Below are 21,589 nucleotides of genomic sequence, written 5' to 3'. Positions count from 1 at the left end.
CGTGCGCTACTTCTGGTCTGCCTGCTGGTCTGCCTGCGGTGTGGAAGCCGGGGAACCACCTTCCGCCACACGCTTGGCTGCGGCCTCGCCGGCCTCCGCCGCCGGGGTTCCGGGGCGCTTCTTAGCCACCCAGCCCTCGACGTTGCGCTGCTTGCCGCCGGATACCACCAGGGCGCCCGGTGGCACGTCTTCCTTGATGACGGTACCGGCACCGGAGTACGCACCATCGCCCACCACGACCGGGGCGATGAACATCGAATCGGAACCGGTGCGCACGTGGGAACCTACGGTGGTGTGGTGCTTGTTCACACCGTCGTAGTTCACGAACACGCTAGAGGCGCCGATGTTGGAGTACTCGCCGATCGTCGCATCGCCGACGTAGGTCAGGTGCGGGACCTTCGAGCCGCGACCGATGTTCGCCTTCTTCGCCTCGACGAAGCCGCCGAGCTTGCCATCTTCGCCCAGCACCGTGCCGGGGCGGATGTAGGTGAAGGGGCCTACCTCGGCGCGCGGGCCGATGGTGGAATCGAACCCGTGGGTGCGCACCACCTGCGCGCCTTCGCCGACCGTGACGTTTTCCAGAGTGGTATCCGGCCCGATCTGCGCGTTATCGCCGATGGTGGTGGTGCCCAGCAGCTGCGTTCCCGGCAGGATGGTGACGTCCTGGCCGACCTGTACGTCCACGTCGATCCAGGTCGTCGCCGGGTCCACGACGGTGGCCCCGCCCCGCATCGCGGCGGTCACGGTGCGGCGGTTGAGTTCAGCGCCGGCGGCGGCAAGCTGTACTCGGTCGTTGACGCCCGCGAGTTCCGCCGCGTCGGCGGCAATGTGGGCCCGAACGGGGTGACCCGCCCGGCGGGCGATGCTCAGCACGTCCGTCAAGTACAGCTCGCCCTGGGCGTTATCCGTGTTCAACTGCGCCAGGCCATCGCGCAGGATGGCCGCGTCGAAGGCGAACACGCCGGAGTTAACCTCGGTGATTGCCTTCTGCTTTTCCGTCGCGTCCTTTTCCTCCACGATGGCGGTGACCATCCCGTCGTTGGTGCGCAGGATGCGGCCGTAGCCGGTGGGGTTGTCCTGGTTGACGGAGAGCACGGTCACGCTGGCGCCGTCGTGGGTGGCAGTAAGTTCCTGCAGGGTCTCCGGAGACAGCAGTGGCACGTCCGCGTTGGTGACCACTACGGTGCCCTCGAAGCCCTCCAGCTCCTCCATTGCGCACTGCACGGCGTGGCCGGTGCCGTTCTGCTGCTCCTGGATCGCAGTGTCGATGCTGCGCCCCAGCTGCTCGGCTACCTCTTCCACCGCCGGGCCGACCTGCTCGCGCCCGTGGCCGATAACAGCCACGATGCGGGCGGGGTCGATGCCAGCGGCAGCGTGCAGGCTGTGGGAAAGCAGGGTGCGCCCGCCGATGGAGTGCAGGGTCTTTTGGGTCGCGGACTTCATCCGCGTGCCCGCCCCTGCGGCCAGTACGATCACTGCCACAGGCTTGTCTTGGGCCTTTGGTTGAGCTTCGGGGTTCTGAGCAGCATCAGTCACGTTGTTGGCATTCCTTACTTCCGGTTAAAAGCGAATACCAGCATAGCGCCGCTTAGCTACCGCATCGGGGAGGGGCGCCCGCGGGCGTTTAGGAAATCTTGTTTTTGCCCACCGAGACTTCCGGCAGGGTCTTCGACAGCGCGGCGCCGAGTAGCCCGAAAAGCGCCAGCGCAGCCAGTGCGACCTCGGGGGAAACCAGTGCCAACACACTGGTCAGCGCACCCACAATCAGAAGCAACACGCCCATCAGGGTGTTCGCCACCGAGACATAGCGGGTGCGTTGCGTGCCCTCTGCCATGTCCACGATGTAGGTAGAGCGGGCGACCCTAATCGCGGGGTGGGCAAGCGAGATGATGAAGAACGCGATGGGCAGCCACCACACCAGGGCGGTGGTCCACGCATGGGCGTCACTAAGCGAAGAAACATAACTCAGCACCACAGTGACGATTAGGACGATCGTGGCCAACAGCGCGGCGCCGGACAGGGTGTTGCGGGAGCTCACATCGGACAGTAAGCCGGAGATCCTGCCCGCGAGCAGCGAGGCCACGCCGGAGGCGATCACGAACGTTCCCAGGCCCGTGAAGATGGCGCTGGCCAGCGAGGATTCCTCCGTCACGCTCTGCTGGTTCGCCATCGTCACCAGGAACGTCGGCGACAGTGCAGAGGCCAGCAGCAGCGAGCGAACCAGCACGAAGCGCCTAAAGTCACGGTCAGAGCGTACGAGGTCCACGATGTCGTCGAACACATCGCGTAGGTAGTTCGTGCCCTGCGGTAGCCCTTTTTGTTCTTGTTTAGTGACGCCCTCACGGATCCCCTTAAACAGCCATGCGCTGGCCAGCCAGGCTGCGGTGGCGATGGCGAAAAGCACTGCGAAGAGGGTAGGGGTGAGCTCCCCGCGGGCGGCCTGAATGGCCACACCCACCAGGATCGCCACCGCACCAGACAGGGTGGTGGCAAAACCGGTCAGGCGCCCGCGGAAGCCCTTCGGCACGGTGCGCCCGGCGATATCTTTACTGGTCAGCGAAACCAAAGAACGGCAGGTGGACAGCAGGGCGAGGGCGAACAGAATGATCAACCCGGCCAGCAGCCCGTCGGTCAGAAGCGCGGCGGCGACCATGATCGCGCACGCCAGCGCCTGGCCGAGCGTGCCGACAAGCATGAAACCCAGCCGCGAGGTCTTCGTCTGCAGCCACGGGCGGAACAGGGCCTGGGGCAGCATCGAGCCGGACTCGCGGATCGGCACCAGCAGCGGAATGACCCACGCCGGGGCGGCGACGACAGACAGGAACCACGGCAGAACCGTCTTAGCGGAAACGATCTGATCGCCGATGTTCTGTGTGCCGAAGCCCAGGGAATAGCGACCCGCGTTTTCCTCGACGTGCTTCAGGTCGCTCTTGGGTGGTGTGCCGATGAATTTCGTGGTGAATGTGTGCCAGAACTTGCTGGATTCTGTGTTGGACTTGCCGGACATGTATCGCCCCACCCTTCCAAATGAAAAAGCTCTCCCACCAGGACTCGAACCTAGAATGACGGTACCAAAAACCGTAGTGTTGCCAATTACACCATGGGAGAAGCGCACTTATTAATGTGCAGCGAACACTTTACAGCATGCCCAACCGGGCGCATAAACCGCAGAGTGGCGCGGGAGATAGACTGTTGGCCATGAGTCAGACCGCCACGCCCAAAGCCAACGCCAACCGCTCTTCGAACCCGGCGCCTAGCCTGGCGGGGCTGCTGAAAGCCGCTGCGCAGGACGGGAAACTGCGCGGAATGATGACGCACCTGGGGGAGCGTTCCTTGCACATGCAAGCTCCCGAGGGCGCGTGGCCTTTCGCGGTCGGCACGCTGGCGCAGCGCACCCCGCTGCTGGTGGTGACGGCCACGGGGCGCCAGGCCCAGGACCTCACCACGGTGTTGCGCTACATGTTGGGCGACAGGGTGGAGCTTTTCCCTTCGTGGGAGACCCTGCCGCACGAGAAGCTGTCCCCGGCCGCGGAGACGGTGTCCACCCGCATGCGCGTGCTGCGCCGCCTGCATAAGGGCGATGAGAACCTGCAGGTGGTGGTGGCTCCGACCCGCGCAGCTGTGCAGCCCGTGCAGTCCAACCTGGGCGAGGTCACCCCGGTGCAGCTGAAAGTGGGCGCGGAGATCGACTTCGACTCCCTGACCCACCGTCTGCAAGAACTCGGCTACACGCACGTCGACGTGGTCGGCAAGCGCGGCCACTTCGCCATTCGCGGCGGCATTGTGGACATCTTCCCCGCGACCGAGGAAATGCCCGTCCGCGTGGACTTCTGGGGCGACGAGATCACGGAGGTGCGCGCCTTTAGCGTCGGCGACCAGCGGACCATCCCCGGGGTGGAGCCGGACCAGGTGATGGTCTATGCGTGCCGGGAATTGGTTGTCACGGACGAGGTGGCGTCCAAAGCAAAAAACCTTGCCCAAGAGCACGCCGGCAACGCGGAATTGGCCGAGATCCTCGACAAGATCAGCCAGAAGATCCAGGTGCAGGGGATGGAATCGCTGATCCCGGCGCTGCACACGGCCGAGCTAGTGGCGCTGCCGGAGCTTATGCCGGAAGGTACGCACACGCTGGTGATGGCGCCCGCAGCCGTCGAACGCCGTGCTCACGACCTGCGCGAAACCGGCCAGCAGTTCCTCGAGGCCGGCTGGGATGTTGCGGCGATGGGAGGTTCGGCGCCGATGGAGGGCGTGGCTTACCTATCGATCGACGCGGTGCAGAAGGTGCAGCAGAAGCTGGGGCGGCCCTGGTGGACGTTGTCTACGCTCGGGATGGCCGATTTTGACGCCGACACTTCCGATGTTCTGGAACTCAACTACGACTCGGCGCCCCGACCGCACGGCGAGATGGAGGCCATCGGTGCGCTGATGAGCGACATCCGCAAGCGCGTCGAATCCGGCGGAAGGGTGGCCTTCGCGGCCCCAACCCCGGCCGTGGCGGCCCGCATGCTGCGGCGCTTCCAAGAAGCCGGCATTGCGGCCGAGGCGATCGGCGTGGACCTCAGCGGCAGCCGGGGCCTGGGGCGGATCAAGAAGTCCAAGCACACCACCGCCGACGAGCCCGCGCCGCACCAGGTGAGCATCTACCACGCGGTGGCCTACGAGGGGCTGGTGTTCCCCTTCGCCGGGGACGACAAGCGCCCTAGCCTGCTGTTCTTCACGGAAACGGATCTGACCGGCAACCGCGTGGACGCGAAGGCCACGGGTAAGCGCAAGCCCGCGAAGAAGCGTAACCGCGTGGATCCGCTGGCGCTGGAGCCGGGTGATCTGGTGGTGCACGATTCCCACGGCATCGGAAAGTTCGTGAAGATGACGGAACGCACGGTGGGCAAGGGGCCGGACGCCTCCCGCCGTGAATACCTGGTGCTGGAATACGCTCCCAGCAAGCGGGGTGGGCCGGGCGATCAACTCTATGTGCCGATGGATCAGCTGGATATGCTGTCGCGCTACGTCGGCGGGGAGAAGCCCGCGCTGTCGAAGATGGGCGGCGCGGATTGGAAGAACACCAAGCGTAAGGCCCGCGGTGCTGTGCGCGAGATCGCGGGCGAATTGGTGCAGCTCTACGCCAGCCGCCAGGCCGCGCCGGGCTATGCCTTTGCCCCGGATACGCCCTGGCAGCGGGAGATGGAAGATGCCTTCCCGTTCACAGAGACCGAGGACCAGTACAACGCCATCGAGGCCGTGAAGGCCGACATGGAAAAGCCGGTGCCGATGGACCGCGTGATCGTCGGCGACGTGGGCTACGGCAAAACCGAGGTGGCGGTGCGCGCCGCATTCAAGGCCGTGCAGTCGGGCAAGCAGGTGGCCGTGCTGGTGCCTACCACCCTGCTGGCGCAGCAGCACTTCAACACGTTCAGCGAGCGCATGCAGGACTTTCCCACCACCATCAAGGAGCTGTCCCGCTTTACCACCCCGGCGGAGTCCAAGAAGGTTATCAATGGCATGGCCGACGGCACGGTGGACATCGTGATCGGTACCCACCGCCTGCTGCAGACGGGCGTGCACTGGAAGAACCTGGGGCTGATCATCGTGGACGAGGAGCAGCGCTTCGGCGTGGAGCACAAGGAGCACATCAAGTCGCTGCGCACCCACGTGGACGTGCTGACGATGTCCGCAACCCCGATTCCCCGCACGCTGGAGATGTCGATGGCGGGCATCCGCGAGATGTCGACGATCCTCACCCCGCCGGAGGATCGCCACCCGGTGCTGACGTATGTGGGTGCGCAGGAGGATAAGCACGTGGCCGCGGCCATCCGCCGCGAGCTGTTGCGCGACGGGCAGGTGTTCTACGTCCACAACAAGGTTCGCAGCATCGAGCAGACCGCTGCGGACATTCGCCGCCTGGTACCGGAGGCCCGGGTAGTGGTCGCACACGGCCAGATGAGCGAGGAACAGCTGGAGACCACGGTGAAGGGCTTCTGGGATCGCGAGTTCGACGTGCTGGTGTGTACCACCATCGTGGAGACTGGCCTGGACATCGCCAACGCCAACACCTTGATCGTGGAAAATGCCCACCACATGGGCCTTTCCCAGCTGCACCAGCTGCGCGGGCGCGTGGGGCGTTCCCGTGAGCGCGGCTACGCCTACTTCCTCTACCCGAAGGGGGAGGTGCTGACCGAGACCTCCTACGACCGCCTGACCACCATCGCCCAGAACAACGACCTGGGCGCGGGCATGGCGGTGGCCATGAAGGACCTGGAGATGCGCGGTGCCGGCAACGTTCTGGGCGCCGAGCAATCCGGACACATCGCGGGCGTGGGCTTCGACCTCTACGTGCGCCTGGTCGGCGAGGCCGTGGAAGCGTTCCGCGCGATGGCCGACGGCAAGCCCGTCGACGGCCGGGAGGAGGAAAAGAAGGAGATCCGCATCGACCTGCCGGTGGATGCGCACATCCCGGCCGAATACATCGCTTCGGAGCGCCTGCGCCTGGAGGCCTACCGCAAGTTCGCCGAGGTGCAGGACGAGGAGCAGATCGAGAAGGTCCTCGAGGAGTTGCGTGACCGCTACGGCGAGCCGCCGGAGCAGATTCAGATGCTCGCAGTGTTGTCGCGCCTGCGCCTGCTGTGCCGCGATCTGCAGGTCACGGAGGTGGTGGCCACGGGCTCGAAGATCAGTTTCAGCCCCATCGAGCTGCAGGATTCCACCCAGGTGCGCCTGAAGCGCCTGTTCCCCGCGGCGAACTACCGCGCGACCACCAAGATTGTGCTGATCCCGGCTCCGAAGCGCGGCCAGGGCATGCGCGCGGTTCCGCTGCGCGATACGGAGCTGGTGCAGTGGTGCGCCGATGCGTTGACGCAGCTGGCCGGCATCCCGATTCGCAGCATGACGGGTGGCGCCGGCAAGGGGGCTGGCAAGGGCTCAAGTAAGGGGGCAGGCAAGGATAAGGGCACGTCCTAAACACCGACGCGCTAGAATAACCGCCATGTCAGTCGTATTACTAGATCCCCGTTTCCCCGCGATGATTCCCGTGGAGGCCGTCGATCTGCTCCGTGGAGATGTGTGCTACACGGAGGAGGTGCCCATCCGCGTCCGCTGGGTTATCGCGGATCTGGGCGGCCACACGGTCGATGAGTCCGACATTATCGTCACGACGGATCTGGAAAACGAAGCTGTCGTTACCCGCATCGAGGCTGGTGAGGAGCTCATTACCGCACCGAGCCTCAAGGTGCACATGGAGCCCGCCCGCGAGCTGGAGGCCGGTAGCTCTTCTGTTAGTGACGCCACCGACGGGGAAAACGCAGCCGAGATCACCCACTCGGGCGATGGCGTGGTGGACGGCGAGATCGTCGGGACCGACGAGCACACTGCGGCCGTGGCCGGCCTGCGCCGCACGACGCGCACCGAGGTGCCGGCTTCCGTGATGGATGAAATCGAGGACGCGGTGGCGCTGATGGCACGTGCTCTGCGCCAGGGGGAGTGGGAGCAGTCCATGACCCACACCAGCCTGGTGAAGTTCCTGCGGGAGGAAACAGAGGAGCTGGCTCGCACCATCGAACTGATGGAGAGCTGGAAGCCCGAGGGCGAGGGTGAGGCTGCTGCGCGCCCGGAGTGGATAGAGCAGGATCTGTGCTCCGAACTGTCGGACGTGTTTCTGCAGGTGCTCTTCCACGCGGAGATCGCCAACCGCCGTGGCGCCTTCGACATTGGCCACGTGGCCGGGGCGTTTTCGGCGAAGCTGCGCGCCCGCGCCCCCTACCTGTTTGAGGAGGTCGAGCGCCAGGTTCCGCGCCAGGAGCAGGACCGCCTGTGGGAGGAGGGCAAGAAGGAAGAGGAAGCCCAGCGAATCCGTAGTTTCGGCGAGGATTACCTGCGCTACAGCGAGGCCAAGAAGGAAGCTGAGCGGAAGGCGGCCGAGAAGCAGGCTGAGCCTGCACAGCCTGCACAGCCTGCTCAGTCTGCACAGCCCCGCCAGGAGCCGCACGCGGAACAGTTCCCGGCCGTCCAAGCGCTCGCTGAAACGGCAGGTCCGGCAGTCCCCGCCGGCTCTGTTGGCACAGCTGTCGGCTCGACTGGCACCAGCGCCCTGACCGCAGCGGAGGCCGTCATCGCTGAGGCGCGGGAGCAGGGAATCCCGGATAAAGACATCCCGACCGACATCCGCTACCCGATGGTTGGCCTGGAGCTAGATAGCCCCGGTGAGGCAGAGCGCCGCCTACACGATGCTGTTGCGGCGTTCCGCGAGAAGCTGCAGTCCCAACAGCACAAGCCTCAGCATCCCAACCCCCAGCAGCCAGGGAGCCAGCAGCAGGGCAACTAGCGCCGCGTTAGAAAACTGCGTACCAGGCCTTCACGTGGGGCGAAGAGGTACGTCAGCCCGAAGATGGCCGACTGTACCAGCACGATGGTGCCGCCAGTGGATACGTCTACGTTGAAGCTCAGCAGGATGCCCGTGATGCAGCTGACCCACGCCACCAACGGGGCAATAAGCAGCATGTGGCGGAAGCGGCGCGTCCACAGGTAAGCGGTTGCGCCGGGGGTAATCAGCATTGCTACCACCAAGATCACGCCAACGGCCTGGGCGCTGGCCACCACCACGCACGCCAGGCACGCCAACAGTGCCCACCGTATGGCCTTCGTATTGAAGCCCATGGTTCTGGAGTGTTCGGCGTCAAAAGCCCACAGAGTAAACGTGCGTGCATTCGCCAGCAACACCACAAACGCGATGCCTCCAATGGCCAGGATCTGCCACAGCGCGGACTGCGTTATGCCCAGCAGGTTGCCGAACAGGATCTCCTGTAAGTGCGTGCCGCTAGGCGTCACAGAAAGAAGCACTAGTCCGAGGGCGAAGAAGGTGGTGAAGACAATGCCGATGGAGGTGTCCTCCCGCAGGGTGGTTCTTTCCTTTACCGAGCCGACCAGGCCGACGGCGATGAGTGCGGCCAGCATCGCACCGACGGCGAAGGGCGCTCCGGTGATGTAGGCCAGCACCACACCGGGCAGCACGGCGTGGGAGACCGCATCGCCTAGCAGTGACCAGCCCACCAAGATCAGCCAGCAGCTCAGTAGTCCCGCGACCACGGCCATCACGCTGGCGGCGAGCACCGCCCGCTGTACGAAGCTGTAGCTCAGGGGCACCAGGATTGGGTCGAAAAGAGTCGAAAGTGTGCTCATCGCTGCGCCTCCTCACTAGCGACCAGCTGTGCGTCCGCCGTGTTGGTGCTGAAGGTGCGCGCGAGGTTCTCTGCTGTCAGAACCTCTTCCAGCGCCCCTTCGGCCACGATCCGCCGGTTGAGCATAGCCACGTTGTCGCACAGTTCCGGCAGCCGGTCCAAATCGTGTGTGGAGATCAGTAGCGCTGTCCCGGCCTCGGCGAGCTCGTGTAGCAGTGCGGTGATCTGCGATTGTGACTGCGTATCCACCCCTGCGAAGGGTTCGTCCAGCAGCATGATTTTCGCCTCCTGCGCGATGCCGCGTGCTACGAAAACGCGCTTGCGCTGGCCACCTGATAGCGCGCCGACGGGGCGGTTCTGCAGGTCGGTCAGTCCGGTCTGCCGCAATGCCGCGTCGATGATGCGGTTGTTTTCTCTTTTCTCTTGACGCCAACTCTTCAGCCCCCATAGCGCCGAACCCTGCGGTAGCAGGCCTACCTTGGAGCGTGCGCGGCGCCGTCCGCTGGCAACAATGTCGCGCACGCTGATGGGGAAGTTCCAGTCCACGTGGTCGTGTTGAGGGACGTAGGCCACCGTGCCGCGTGAGCCGGTGGCGTTGACCGTTATGCTCCCGGAAGTGGGGCGCACCAGCCCCATGATGGCTTTGAACAGGGTGGACTTGCCCGCGCCGTTCATGCCGATCAAGGCGGTGATCTGGCCGAAGCCGAGCTGCAGGTTTACGCCGGTGAGAGCATCGACGTGGCCGTAACTCACGTGCACATTGTCGACGACCAGCGCGGGGGAGGGGGAAGAGTGTGGCGAGTTCATTTATTCCTTCGGATTCTTGCCCGTGAGTCCGCTGACGATGGTTTGGGCGTCGTAAGAAAGAAGGTCGAGGTAGGTCGGTACAGGACCGTCGGCTTCGGAGAGCGAGTCGACGTACAGTGTACCGCCGTCGCGGGCACCGGTATCTCGCATGAGCTGTTCCTTCGGCCCGGGCTCCACTGTAGATTCGCAGAAAACAGCGGGGACGTCATTGTCCTTGACGAAATCGGCTGCCTGGGTGATTTGCTGGGGAGTGATCTCGCCCTCGGTGTTGACAGGCCAGATGTAGCCCTCCTTCATGCCGGCATCGTGGGTGAGGTAGCTGAAGGCACCCTCACAGCTCATCAGTGTCCGCTGGTGGCGGGGCAGGGATTTCAGGCCGTCCTGGAGCTCGGTCTGCACGTCGTCGAGCTTGTCTTTGTACTTCTTGCCGTTGTCCTCGTAGGTCTTTGCGTTTTCCGGACGCAGGTCGCTCAAGGCCTGGACGATGTTGTCCACATAGGTTTTGGCGAGGGTGGGGCTCATCCAGGCGTGTGGGTTGGGCTGATCGGTGCCCTTGATGTTGATGGGCTTCACGCCGTCGCTGGCAGTGGTGCGCTGGGCGGAGCTGTCTGCGGTCAGCTTGTCCAGCCAGTGTTCCAGTCCCAGTCCGTTGTTGATGATGAGCTCCGCTTCGGACGCGGCGGCGATGTCGCTGGGGGTGGGGTCGTAGCCGTGAACCTCCGCGCCGGGTTGGGTCAGTGAGCGCACGGTGAGGGTATCGCCGGCGATGTTGGAGGTGATGTCTTCCAAGATGGTGAAAGTCGTTAGAACCTCGGCTTTTTCATCGGGTGTGTTCTCGCTATTGCAGGCGGTGGTGCCTGCAACTGCGAGGATTGTGGTGCACAGAGTTGCCACTAGCTTCTTACTGGGCTTCATTTTCAAGGTAATAAAACTTCCGATAGTGAGGGGCATAATGTTCAATGTATTGAACAATATAGTGCAGCTTAATCCACACCCTTGAGTTCTTAAAACCCCGATTACCCCCGTACACTGGTCGACATGCATGTCACAGACCTTCCCGAGAGGTCCCAGGATTACCTGAAGAAGATCTTCGATCTGCAGGAGTGGTCCGGAGGTGGGGTTTCCCTCTCCGTCTTAGCCAGCCACATGGACCAGCGACCTTCTACTGCCTCGGAGGCGATCAAGCGCCTCGCCACCCAAGGGCTCGTCGACCACGCCCCTTATGGGGACATCGAGCTCAGTGAAGCGGGTCGCAGAATCGCCCTTACCATGGTTCGCCGCCACCGCCTGATCGAGACTTTTCTGTGCAACCACTTGGGCTACGGCCTGGATGAGGTGCACGACGAGGCCGAGGTTTTAGAGCATGCGGTCTCCGACACCTTCGTCGATCGCATCGCCAGCCTGCTAAATAACCCCACCCGTGACCCGCACGGTGACCCTATTCCCGACGAGGGTGGACACATTCCTGCGAGCTCGGCTTTCCTTCTTTCGGACGCCCACACGGGCGAGCAGCTTATCGTGGATCGCATCAGCGACAGGGATGCTGCCCTGGTGCGTTATCTCACCGAGCATGGCGTGCTCCCCGGGGTTCACATCACCGTCGGCGAGCGTGTGTTTGCAGATATGGCGGAGTTGCACATCGCCGAGTCGGAAACACGGGTCCAACTTCCGGCTAGTAGCCTAAGCGCAGTGTTGGTAAGTGCAGCCGATAAGAACTCGCAGAGCGATCGCACTGAGAAGCCCAAGAAGGCATGAGAAGGCATAAGAAGGCTTAGGAAGTAGGAAGGATATTCATGGCGTCGAACCACTATCGCCGCCCGCAGAGGATCGAACCAAACGATTCTGTGTGGGATGACGACGCAGTCGGAAGCCGCCCGAACCGGGGGCTGCTGGGTGGTTGCGGATTCTTCGTCGTGGTCATCGCACTGCTGGGTATCATCGCCCTGGTCGGTTACCTGGTGGCAGGGTTCGTCACCAGTGACCGCGGCTCCGAATCCGACCGCCTGCCGGTGCCCACGGATATCCCGCCGAAGGCTGCGAGTCCGGCGCCGGACTTCGACCCGAACGACAGCGACCGCGCATACCAGCAGGCGCTGGACTGGGCTAAACCGAAGTCCGAGGAACTGCATATCCCTCTGCAGGCTCTCATGGCCTACGGAAAGGCCGAAGGCTTCGCCCGGAAGGAAACCCCCGACTGCAATCTGTCCTGGAATACGCTGGCCGGGCTCGGTTACGTAGAGACCCGCCACGGGACTTATGACGGCCAGCGCTTCGGGGCGTCCAAACTCAACGACGACGGCATCGCCGAACCTGACATCATCGGCCCGCAGCTCAACGGCCGCGAGTTCGCCAAGGTGGAGGACACCGACGACGGGCGCCTGGACGGCGACCGCGAGTACGACCGAGCGCTGGGGCCGATGCAGTTCATCCCCGAATCCTGGAAGATCTACGGGGTGGACGCGGACGGCGATGGCAAGAAGAATCCGCAAAGCGTCTATGATGCTGCCGCCACCGCGGCAAAGCTGCTGTGCAACGAGGGACGCGACCTCGGCACCGAAAGCGGCTGGAAGAGCGCGATCAAGGGCTACAACCTCTCCAACGAATACGTCATGCAGGTACGCGACGCAGCGGCGAACTACGCGATCGGCCAGTCGCCGCAGTAGGCCATTCCCCCTTTAGGGAGGGGTGGTTTTAGCCAGGATTTGCCCGCGTGACGGCGAAAAAATTCTGGCGGTGCCACAATGGGAGTAGACCGCTGTGCTCGGTGCCACCTGTGGGCTACCCAGCGCTGCGGTAGAGACCTTTGTTAGCTGTTAACCCAAGAACAGATAATCAACAGTTTGGCACCCAATGCCACATGCCAAGGAGGCAGACACATGGCCCTGATCCTCAACATTGATGCACGCGAAATCATCGATTCCCGCGGTAACCCGACCGTCGAGGTAGACGTACTTCTGGACGACGGCTCCTTCGGTCGCGCAGCCGTTCCCTCCGGCGCTTCCACCGGTGTGCACGAGGCGCACGAGCTGCGCGATGGCGGCGAGCGCTACCAGGGCAAGGGCGTTCTCAACGCCGTCAAGAACGTTATTGAAGACATCGACGAAGAGCTAATGGGTGTGGAGGCAGACGATCAGCGTCTGATCGACCAGCTGATGCGCGACCTGGACGGTACTGAGAACAAGTCCAAGCTGGGCGCCAACGCTATCCTGGGCGTTTCCATGGCTGTTGCTCGTGCCGCTGCAGAGTCCGCCGACCTGCCGCTGTTCCGCTACGTCGGTGGCCCGAACGCCCACGTACTGCCGGTACCGATGATGAACATCCTCAACGGTGGCGCACACGCAGACTCCGGCGTGGACGTCCAGGAGTTCATGATCGCGCCGATCGGTGCAGAGACTTTCTCTGAGGCACTGCGCGTTGGTGCCGAGGTTTACCACACCCTGAAGAAGGTCATTAAGGACAAGGGGCTGTCCACCGGCCTGGGCGACGAGGGCGGCTTCGCCCCGTCCGTCGACTCCACCAAGGCGGCCCTGGACCTGATCGTCGAGGCCATCGAAAAGGCCGGCTTTAAGGTCGGCGAGGACGTCGCACTGGCGCTGGACGTTGCCTCCTCCGAGTTCTTTAAGGATGGCAAGTACCACTTCGAGGGCGGCGAGCACACCGCTGAGGAGATGGCGAAGGTCTACGAGGATCTGATCGAGGAGTACCCGATCGTCTCCATCGAGGACCCGCTGCAGGAGGATGACTGGGAGGGCTACACCGCCCTGACCGCCAAGATCGGCGACAAGGTTCAGCTGGTTGGCGATGACTTCTTCGTCACCAACCCGCAGCGCCTGGCCAAGGGCATCGAGGAGAAGGCAGCCAACGCGCTGCTGGTGAAGGTAAACCAGATCGGTACCCTGACCGAGACCTTCGACGCTGTCGAACTGGCACACCGCAACGGCTACCGCAGCATGATGTCCCACCGCTCCGGTGAGACTGAGGACACCACCATCGCCGACCTGGCCGTCGCCCTGAACTGCGGCCAGATCAAGACCGGTGCTCCGGCTCGCTCCGAGCGTGTTGCCAAGTACAACCAGCTGCTGCGTATCGAGGAGATCCTGGGAGATGCAGCCGTCTACGCAGGCCGCTCCGCCTTCCCTCGTTTCACCAAGTAAGTGTTAGGCGCTCCCCAAGGAGCGCAAGGCTCAGTAGCCCCAGGTAGCCCACAGCCATCCAGCCGATGGCCGTGGGCTACTCGCATTTCAGCCTCGCTTCGCTAGACTCTGTAGACCATGAGCAAATCGACCAAGGGCGAACCGGACAAGGAGCCGGAGGATCAGCCACGCGCAGACGTGGCGTCCGAAAAAGAGGGGCCAGAAAACAGCCGCCCCGAGTCCGCCCGCCTGCCTCGGGCACGGTCGATCGAGCGGCGCGAGAGGCGTCGAGCCCGCGCGCAAACTGCGCCGAGACGCATGGCGCGCTCCTTTGTAGAGGTGCCGAAGAACATGAGCCCCACAACGTGGCTTGTGACGTTGGTACTGGTGATTTTCCTGGCGGTTTCCATCGCCAACCCGCTGCGTAACTACTTCGAGCAACGCGCCGAGCTGGCGCAGCTGAACCAGAAGATCGAGATGCAGGAGAAAGAGAAAGCGGAGCTCACCAGCGAGCTTAACCGCTACAGCGACGAGGATTTCATCAAGGAACAGGCACGCACGCGGCTGGGGCTGATCGAGCCGGGGGAGTCGGCATATCGCATCATCTCCCCGAAGATCCACTCCGACGAGCTCGGCACCGAAACGGACGAAGAATCCAAGGGCGAAGGCGAAGGAAACCGCGACTGGTACGCCCAGCTGTGGGACTCGATCTCCACGCCGGAGGAAGAATTGCAGGAAGACGATCCGGCGAGCGAAGACCACAAGCTGCCGACTGTGCCGGAAGAGAATCCGGAGCAGGAACAGCCCGCAGCGCCCGCGCCTGAGGGGCAACCTGCAGCGCCAGAACAGGCGCCAGCACCCGCACCAGCTAACTAGAGCACCAAACTAGAGCGACAACTCCAACAGAGGAACTGAGGGATCCCATGACCAACCAACGCCAGCCCGGCCCGCCAACCGAAGACGACCTGGAGATAATGCGCCAGCAGCTCGGTCGCCCGCTTCGCGGTGTGGTCGAGGTCAGCTACTACACTCCGGATGGGGTTCCCGCCGTGGTGAAAACCCAGCCGAAGCTGCCGGATGGCACTCCGTTCCCCACGCTGTACTACCTGACGGATCCGCGCCTGACCGCCGAAGCTTCCCGCCTGGAGGTTGCAGGCGTGATGAAGACGATGCAGGCGCGGCTGCCCGAAGACGAAGAGCTGGCCGCCGACTACCAGGCCGCGCACGAGCACTACCTGGCCGAGCGCAACAAGATGGAGGATCTGGGCACGGATTTCTCCGGCGGCGGCATGCCCGACCGCGTGAAGTGCCTGCACGTGCTGATTGCCTATGCGCTGGCGGAGGGGCCACAGCGGGTGCGCCTGGGCACCGAGGCCGTCGCGTTGGCCATCGAGAACAATCCGAAGCTAAAGGGCACGGCGCTGCCAGCGGGCTGGCCGACGTCGGCCTCGCTGGGTACGTCCATGGATGCCGCGAGCATCGCGGAGTAGTCGCAAGGCTGCCGCAGAGTGACCGCAGCGTAACCCCAGGGCTGTCGCGGGGTAGCCTGGGTACCATGAGCACCGCCCAGAACCAGCCCCAGAACGAGTCCCAGACTCCCCGCTTCGCCGCCATCGACTGCGGCACGAATTCCATCCGCCTACTGATCAGCGAGCGCACCCCGGACGGGCAGATTAACGAGCTCAACAGGGATAACATCATCGTGCGCCTGGGTCAGGGCGTGGATGCCACGGGTCGCTTCGCCGACGAGGCCCTGCAGCGCGTGGACAAGGCTCTGCAGATCTACGCCGACCGCATGGTCGAGTACAGCGTGGTTGACGTAATGATGGGGGCGACCTCCGCCACCCGCGATGCGGCAAACCGCGAGGAGTTCTTCGACATCACCCGCCGGCACCTGGGTCGCGTGCTCGAAGGGGCGGTGGCGCAGGTGATCTCCGGCGAGCAGGAGGCGGAGCTGAGCTTCCGCGGAGCCATCACGGATCTGCCGGATGCACAGGACCGCACCGTGTGCGTCATCGACCTGGGTGGCGGCTCCACTGAGTTCGTCGTGCACGGCCCGGGGCGCGAGACGCAGGCTTTCTCGGCAGACATGGGCTGCGTGCGCCTGACAGAGCGATTCCTACACGACCAGCCACCGGCGGAGCAGCAGGTCGCCGAGGCTCGCGCCTTTGTTGGGGAGCTGATGGAGCAGGTGCGTTCTAACGTGGATCTGCGCGACGTGGATCAGGTCGTGGGTGTGGCGGGCACGATGACTACCCTCGCCGCCATTACCCTGGGGCTTTCCGAGTACGACTCGCGGGCTATCCACATGGCCACCCTGTCGCTGGAGGACTTCCGCGCCACGGCGCGTAATCTTTTGGGATTGACGCCACCCCAGCGCTGCGAGTACGGGCCTATGCACCCGGGCCGCGCGGATGTGATCGGTGGCGGTTCTATCGTGGTGGATGCCTTCACGAGCCAGTTCCTTGATTGGGGGCTTAGTGAGATCACGGTCAGCGAGAAGGATATATTGGACGGGATGCTGGCTGAGGTCATGGCACGCCCCCTATAGCCCAATTGGCAGAGGCAGCGGACTTAAAATCCGTTCAGTGTCGGTTCGAGTCCGACTGGGGGGACTTTTTGTTTTTCTTTTAGAACTTCTTCTCGAAAGTGAGCCAGCTCACGATCATACTGTTGTAGCGTTATTCCCGAGAAAGTATTTCGCTGGCAAAATCACATGCCGGCGTTTCAATTCACTTTTGAGGGAGCCATCGACATGATTCTGGATAACTACCGCGCACCTTGGGAAACCGAGGAAACTGACGCCCTACGCCTGCACGCCCGCGAGTTCATCGCCAGGGAGGTGACTCCCAACGAGCTGAAGTGGGAAGAAAACCACCAGGTCGAGCGCGAGTTCTGGAACAAAGCTGGCGATGCTGGCCTGCTGTGCGCCTCCATCCCCGAGGAGTACGGCGGAGGTGGCGGCACCTTTGCCCACGAGGCCGTGATCCAGCAGGAGCTCGCCCTGGCTGGCGACTCCGCCTGGCACAACGGTGTGCACTCCGTGATCGTCGCCCACTACATCTACCAACTCGGCACGGAGGAGCAGCGTAAGCGCTGGCTGCCGGGAATGGCTAGCGGTGAGCTGGTCGGCGCTATCGCCATGACCGAGCCCGGCACCGGTTCCGACCTGCAGGCCATCAAGACCCGCGCGGAGCTGGATGGCGACGAGTGGGTAATCAACGGCTCGAAGACCTTCATCACTAACGGCACGCACTGCGACGTTGTGGTGATCGTCGCCCGCACCAACGACCAGCCGGGCGGCAGGGGACTGTCCCTGATCGTCGCCGAAACCAAGGATCTCGAGGGCTTCGAGCGTGGCCGCGTGCTGGACAAGATCGGCCAGCGTGGTCAGGATACCCGCGAGCTCTTCTTCACCGACATGCGCGTGCCCGCCGACAACTTGCTGGGCGGCAAGGAAGGTATGGGCTTCGTGCAGTTGATGCAGCAGCTGCCGCAAGAGCGCTTGATCCTAGCTATCGCCGGTTCATCCGCGTGCGAGGGTGCTGTGCGCGAAACCATCCGCTACGTCAATGAGCGCGAGGCGTTTGGATGTCCGATCCTAGGGTTCCAGAACACCCAGTTCGTTCTAGCCGAGTGCGCGAGCGAGACGCTGGCGGCGAAGACGCTGACCGACCACTGCACGGCGCTACACATTGAGGGCAAGCTGACGCCCGCACAGGCCTCGGCAGCGAAGTACCTGGCCTCCGACCTGCAGAGCTCCGTGGCGGACCGCTGCCTGCAGCTGTTCGGCGGCTACGGCTTCATGCGCGAGTACCCGATCTCCCGCATGTACACGGATGCTCGCGTGCAGCGCATCTACGGCGGCACGAACGAGATTATGAAGCTGCTGATCGCCCGCGAGTTTAAGCAGGACTAGAGACTGCGCCAGGGGTCAGAGGAAGGTTGGCGGCTCGGCCAGTTCAAAGTCCGTGCCGCCGTTCCAGGTCAGGTAGACCTGCGTGCGCTGGGAGGGGGAGGACGCCGGGTCTGAATCGCCGTACCCAAGGTAATCGACGAACAGCTTTCCATCCTCGATCTTTACCTCGTCGGCCGTCTGGCCACGCCGACCCATCGTCGGCAGATCCTCGTCGAGGTCATCCACCTGGGTGTAGCCCATCGGGGTGAGGTTCTTGTCGTACACCACGAAGTGGTTGACGAAGCTGTTTCCTCCCCGGTTGCTGTACATTTGCACAACAATCTCGTCCTCCCCGTCACCGTTAAGGTCGCCTTGAGCGTAGATCGGGGAGATTTTGTCACGATCGCCGCTTGGATCGTTGCTGCCGAGTCTGATGTTGAAGCCATAGCCGGGTTCGCCGTATACGCCATCGTTCAAAGTGACTGCTGGAAAATTCGTTTCATCGGAGCGTTCGGCATCTTCCAGCACGCTGAAGTCGGGCACCGTCATGGAGGCCATCCGTGGGACCAGGTCGGCGGCGTCGAACTGCTCCCCGGACTCGTCAGCCCCATCGGAGTCGCCCCCGTCGTCGGAGTCATCCGCAGCTGGCTCCGCATCAGATCCTGCACCAGTCTCTGCGTCAGGCGCCGCCCCTGAGGCTGCGGAGGGCTTGCCGGGGTCAGCTTCGTTACCGGAGGGCTCGGTGAGCTTTTTGTATCCGAACAGGCCACCTGCCAGCAGCAGGACGCAGACGATGAAGGTGACGATTGCTGGCAGAAGTGCCGAGCTTTTCTTCGGAGGCTGAACCTGCGCCATGGCCTGCGCTGCCGCAGGTGGGGGAGCCATGCCCGGGCCGAACACGGGTGCGGGGCCTGCGCTGGGGCTGGTACCTGGGGCTGAAATGGGATTGAAAGCTGGCTGTTGGGGCGGCGATACCGGCTCGAAAGGCTCCGTGGAGGGGTGCGTGGTGGAGCCGGTTTTCGCATCGGTGTCGGCGGCCGGGGTCTCGTCCGAGCGCACCACGGTCTTCCACTCGTTCCGCGAACTCCACTCGTTCCGCGAGTCGCGTGAGCTGCGAGTGTTATTCGATGGCCCTGAGCTCTGCGAGTTCCACTGGTTTCTTTGGCTTCGCTGGTCTCGCTGGTTCCGGCTGCCGTTTTCCGGTGATTCCACGCCTGGGCTCCTACACGTTGGACTGCTTATGGGCGCTAATCTCACGAGCGTTGCATAAGCATTGCATTAAAGAAGAACGTACAGAAGCTTAGTGTGTTTCCGCACGTTCTTGGGAGTTTACGTTCTTGGGGGGTTTGCTCCTACAGTCCGGAGATCACCACCAACTCGTCGGAGGGCTGGCCGCCCTTCGACTTCGGGTAGGCCTTGGCCAGGGCAGCGGGGAAGCGCTCGGCGCGCTGGCTGTTGCCCTCGGGGCCGTAGTGGGCGAAATCGCCCTCGGCAAACCACTCGGGCTTCGCCTCGGCGGCCCAGTCGTAGATCCGCAGGTTCGGGTAATCCTTCTGCGCGTCACGCAGCGCCTGGTTGAACTCCTCCATGTTGGAGTTCGCGTAGTAGCCCTCGTCGGTGTTGGTGGTGACCGTCGGCCACATGACCTTCTGGTCGCCCAGAATGTCCATCATGATCTTGATGCGCTCCGGGGCTGCCAGGTTTGCGCCCGCCGCGTAGTTAGCCGCATCGTTCACACCGGTAGCGATAACCCAGCAGGTATCCGGGCCAGCGGCGGTGGGCAGCAGCTCCTGCACGGAGTCGATGGCCGGCGGGTAGCTCTGTGAACCGTCCTCGGACTGCCATCCCTCGGTGGTGTTGCGCGCGCCGAAGACACTGTCGATGACTTCCTCTGCGCCGTACTTCAGATACGTCTCGAAGGCCGTGTTCTCGGGGTCATTCACCATGTCGTTGGCGAACATGCCGATGGACGTGGAATCGCCGACATGCACCACGCGCTTGCAGCTCATCAGCTTGGAATCCGGTTCCTGGTCGACATCTTCGGCAGGCCCCTCAGCATTGGGGTTCTGCGACCCCGCAGCCTTCCCAGCGCCACCCGGGCGCTGCGAAGGATCCAGTTCCATTGCGGGCTCACCGCCCTTGCCCGCGCCAGCTTCCTGCTGGGATGCCGTGGGGTTGATGCTAATGGGCGTCGCACCAATAGCGACCACCGCGGCCAGCACCACAGCGGCACCGGAAGTGAAGTAGGTGGGGAACGGCTGGCGGAAAATGCCCACAGGCGTGCCAGAGCTGTCGCGGTTGTCGCCGACCTCGCGGTCTGCCTTGCGGCTGCGCATCCATGCCTTGATCGGCGGGATCACGCCGTGCTTGCGGATCGGATCCTCGATCAGCGTCCAGCTGATGGCGGCCAGAGCCACGCTCACGCCGATGGTGATGATGCTGGCCAGCAGCTTGTTGTTCTCCAGCCATGACTGCGGCATGAAGGCAATTACCGGCATGTGCCACAGGTAAATGCCATAGGAACGCTCGCCGAGCCAGCGGATCGGGCCAAAGCCCAACACCCGGCTCCACAGGCTCTGCGGGTGCAGAACGGAGAAGATCGCCAGCACGGAAGCTACGGAAAGCAGAATTAGCCCGCCGTGGTACAGGAACATCGATTCCTGCTCCACCAGCACAACAAGCGCCACGATGCCCGCCAGGCCGATAAGGCCAAACAGGTTCGCGGTGCTTTTCGCAGGTTCGACGGACTTACCCGCTTGGCGGCGGGAGGATAGCCAAATCGCCAGGCACGCACCCAGCAGCAGGCCGCCGGCACGGGTATCGGTGCCTTCGTATGCGCGGGTGTTGTCCATCCCCGGGGTTGCCAGCACCCACATCCAGGCGAAGGAGGCGCCCGTCAGCAGCAAAGAGCCAATCAGTGCACCAACCCGCGAGCGGGTAACAACCAGAAGCACAAGCAGCACCAGAGGCCAGAGCAGATAAAACTGCTCTTCGACGGACAGCGACCACATGTGGCTCAGCGGGCTCGGCCCGCCGAAGTTATCCCAGTAGGACTTTTCCTGGAAGATGGTGTGCCAGTTGTTCACGTAGAACAGGGCGGAAAGCGCTTCCCAGAAACGATTGGTGAGCTCGTCGCGGGCAAGCGCCGCAGTCAGAATCAGAGTGGCAAGCAGCGTGACTATCACCGCCGGCATAAGGCGCCGGAACCTGCGCAGCCAGAAGGTGCGGAGCGTCAGGTTGCCCTTCTTGTCCCACGAACGCATGAGGTTCGCGGTGATGAGGTAACCCGACAGCGTGAAGAACACGCCCACGCCCATAAGGCCCCCGACGAAGCCGGGAACGTGCAGGTGGTACAGCACAACCACGGCAACTGCGATCGTCCGCAGCCCGTCGAGTCCGGATACGTACCGCTGATTCTTGTTTATTGGGCGAGGCATGTGAAGCGAATGAACCTTTTTCCAAAAGTGAGGCGCTTATGAGGTTTTATGGGCGCCGCCGGCGCGTCAGTTCAGACTATGCAGTCTAGCCCTTTGGGGAACCTTTGGGAAACGATTTTTTTAGGACGCCCTCACGCGGGCGGGGCT

Annotated in this window: 16 protein-coding genes and 2 tRNA genes; 10 read left to right on the top strand and 8 right to left on the bottom strand. The window is 63.4% G+C overall.

Annotated features, from left to right (window positions below):
• Positions 1-6 precede the first annotated feature (6 nt).
• The 3 genes from glmU to MHX52_RS06850 form a co-directional block, all read right to left on the bottom strand.
• Entirely contained in the window at positions 7-1,536 is a 1,530-nt protein-coding gene (gene glmU / locus MHX52_RS06860) for a bifunctional UDP-N-acetylglucosamine diphosphorylase/glucosamine-1-phosphate N-acetyltransferase GlmU (protein ID WP_049049157.1), read from the bottom strand.
• A gap of 88 nt (positions 1,537-1,624) precedes the next feature.
• Positions 1,625-3,007, bottom strand: coding sequence for an MFS transporter (locus MHX52_RS06855; RefSeq protein ID WP_239317293.1), 1,383 nt, complete (start codon positions 3,005-3,007; stop codon positions 1,625-1,627).
• Between the two features lie 29 nt (positions 3,008-3,036).
• Positions 3,037-3,108 (bottom strand) — tRNA-Gln (locus MHX52_RS06850).
• Positions 3,109-3,198: 90 nt separating this feature from the next.
• On the opposite strand from MHX52_RS06850, the gene mfd reads away from it, so the two are divergent.
• Together mfd and MHX52_RS06840 are read left to right on the top strand one after the other, a co-directional pair.
• Entirely contained in the window at positions 3,199-6,954 is a 3,756-nt protein-coding gene (gene mfd, locus MHX52_RS06845) for a transcription-repair coupling factor (protein ID WP_239317292.1), read from the top strand.
• Positions 6,955-6,979: 25 nt separating this feature from the next.
• A complete protein-coding gene (locus MHX52_RS06840) occupies positions 6,980-8,314 on the top strand; it encodes a MazG nucleotide pyrophosphohydrolase domain-containing protein (protein ID WP_239317291.1) in 1,335 nt (444 codons plus the stop codon).
• Here the strand turns inward: MHX52_RS06840 and MHX52_RS06835 are convergent.
• Genes MHX52_RS06835 through MHX52_RS06825 form a run of 3 tightly spaced genes read right to left on the bottom strand, consistent with a single transcriptional unit; the run spans position 8,311 to position 10,889 of the window.
• On the bottom strand, positions 8,311-9,168 hold the full coding sequence (locus MHX52_RS06835; RefSeq protein ID WP_005293374.1) for a metal ABC transporter permease: 858 nt from the start codon (positions 9,166-9,168) through the stop codon (positions 8,311-8,313). The two genes, MHX52_RS06840 and MHX52_RS06835, sit on opposite strands and share 4 nt — an antisense overlap.
• On the bottom strand, positions 9,165-9,974 hold the full coding sequence (locus MHX52_RS06830; RefSeq protein ID WP_005293372.1) for a metal ABC transporter ATP-binding protein: 810 nt from the start codon (positions 9,972-9,974) through the stop codon (positions 9,165-9,167). The genes MHX52_RS06835 and MHX52_RS06830 overlap by 4 nt, the downstream gene beginning before the upstream one ends.
• Positions 9,975-10,889: a metal ABC transporter solute-binding protein, Zn/Mn family gene (locus tag MHX52_RS06825; protein ID WP_011273915.1), complete on the bottom strand. Its 915-nt coding sequence runs from the start codon at positions 10,887-10,889 to the stop codon at positions 9,975-9,977.
• A 123-nt stretch (positions 10,890-11,012) separates the two neighbouring features.
• Here MHX52_RS06825 and MHX52_RS06820 point away from each other — a divergent pair, with 123 nt between their 5' ends.
• The 8 genes from MHX52_RS06820 to MHX52_RS06785 all read left to right on the top strand — a co-directional run bounded on the left by MHX52_RS06820 (position 11,013) and on the right by MHX52_RS06785 (position 18,026).
• A complete protein-coding gene (locus MHX52_RS06820) occupies positions 11,013-11,729 on the top strand; it encodes a metal-dependent transcriptional regulator (RefSeq protein WP_239317288.1) in 717 nt (238 codons plus the stop codon).
• A gap of 38 nt (positions 11,730-11,767) precedes the next feature.
• A complete protein-coding gene (locus MHX52_RS06815) occupies positions 11,768-12,637 on the top strand; it encodes a lytic transglycosylase domain-containing protein (RefSeq protein ID WP_070487911.1) in 870 nt (289 codons plus the stop codon).
• 213 nt (positions 12,638-12,850) lie between these two features.
• Positions 12,851-14,128: a phosphopyruvate hydratase gene (gene eno, locus MHX52_RS06810; protein WP_011273912.1), complete on the top strand. Its 1,278-nt coding sequence runs from the start codon at positions 12,851-12,853 to the stop codon at positions 14,126-14,128.
• Positions 14,129-14,245: 117 nt separating this feature from the next.
• Complete coding sequence (locus MHX52_RS06805) at positions 14,246-14,983, top strand: septum formation initiator family protein (RefSeq protein WP_239317285.1); 738 nt, start codon at positions 14,246-14,248, stop codon at positions 14,981-14,983.
• A gap of 47 nt (positions 14,984-15,030) precedes the next feature.
• Complete coding sequence (locus MHX52_RS06800; RefSeq protein WP_034985809.1) at positions 15,031-15,597, top strand: DUF501 domain-containing protein; 567 nt, start codon at positions 15,031-15,033, stop codon at positions 15,595-15,597.
• A gap of 65 nt (positions 15,598-15,662) precedes the next feature.
• Positions 15,663-16,658 carry a Ppx/GppA phosphatase family protein gene (locus MHX52_RS06795; RefSeq protein ID WP_080719497.1) on the top strand — a complete coding sequence of 332 codons (996 nt, stop codon included), beginning with the start codon at positions 15,663-15,665 and terminating at the stop codon, positions 16,656-16,658.
• Positions 16,649-16,722 (top strand) — tRNA-Leu (locus MHX52_RS06790). Before MHX52_RS06795 ends, MHX52_RS06790 begins: the two co-directional genes overlap by 10 nt.
• 140 nt (positions 16,723-16,862) lie before the next feature.
• Positions 16,863-18,026, top strand: a complete 1,164-nt coding sequence (locus MHX52_RS06785) for an acyl-CoA dehydrogenase family protein (protein ID WP_239317282.1) — start codon at positions 16,863-16,865, stop codon at positions 18,024-18,026.
• 15 nt (positions 18,027-18,041) lie between these two features.
• Here MHX52_RS06785 and MHX52_RS06780 read toward each other — a convergent pair whose 3' ends face one another.
• On the bottom strand, positions 18,042-19,217 hold the full coding sequence (locus tag MHX52_RS06780; RefSeq protein WP_239317281.1) for a hypothetical protein: 1,176 nt from the start codon (positions 19,215-19,217) through the stop codon (positions 18,042-18,044).
• A 140-nt stretch (positions 19,218-19,357) separates the two neighbouring features.
• Entirely contained in the window at positions 19,358-21,442 is a 2,085-nt protein-coding gene (locus MHX52_RS06775; protein ID WP_239317279.1) for an acyltransferase family protein, read from the bottom strand.
• Positions 21,443-21,589 lie beyond the last annotated feature (147 nt).

The sequence above is a fragment of the Corynebacterium sp. ACRQJ genome (assembly GCF_022346045.1).
Classification (GTDB): Bacteria; Actinomycetota; Actinomycetes; order Mycobacteriales; family Mycobacteriaceae; genus Corynebacterium; species Corynebacterium evansiae.
The sequence above is the reverse complement of the archived record's forward strand: the minus strand, read 5'-3'. Positions and strand labels throughout refer to the sequence as shown.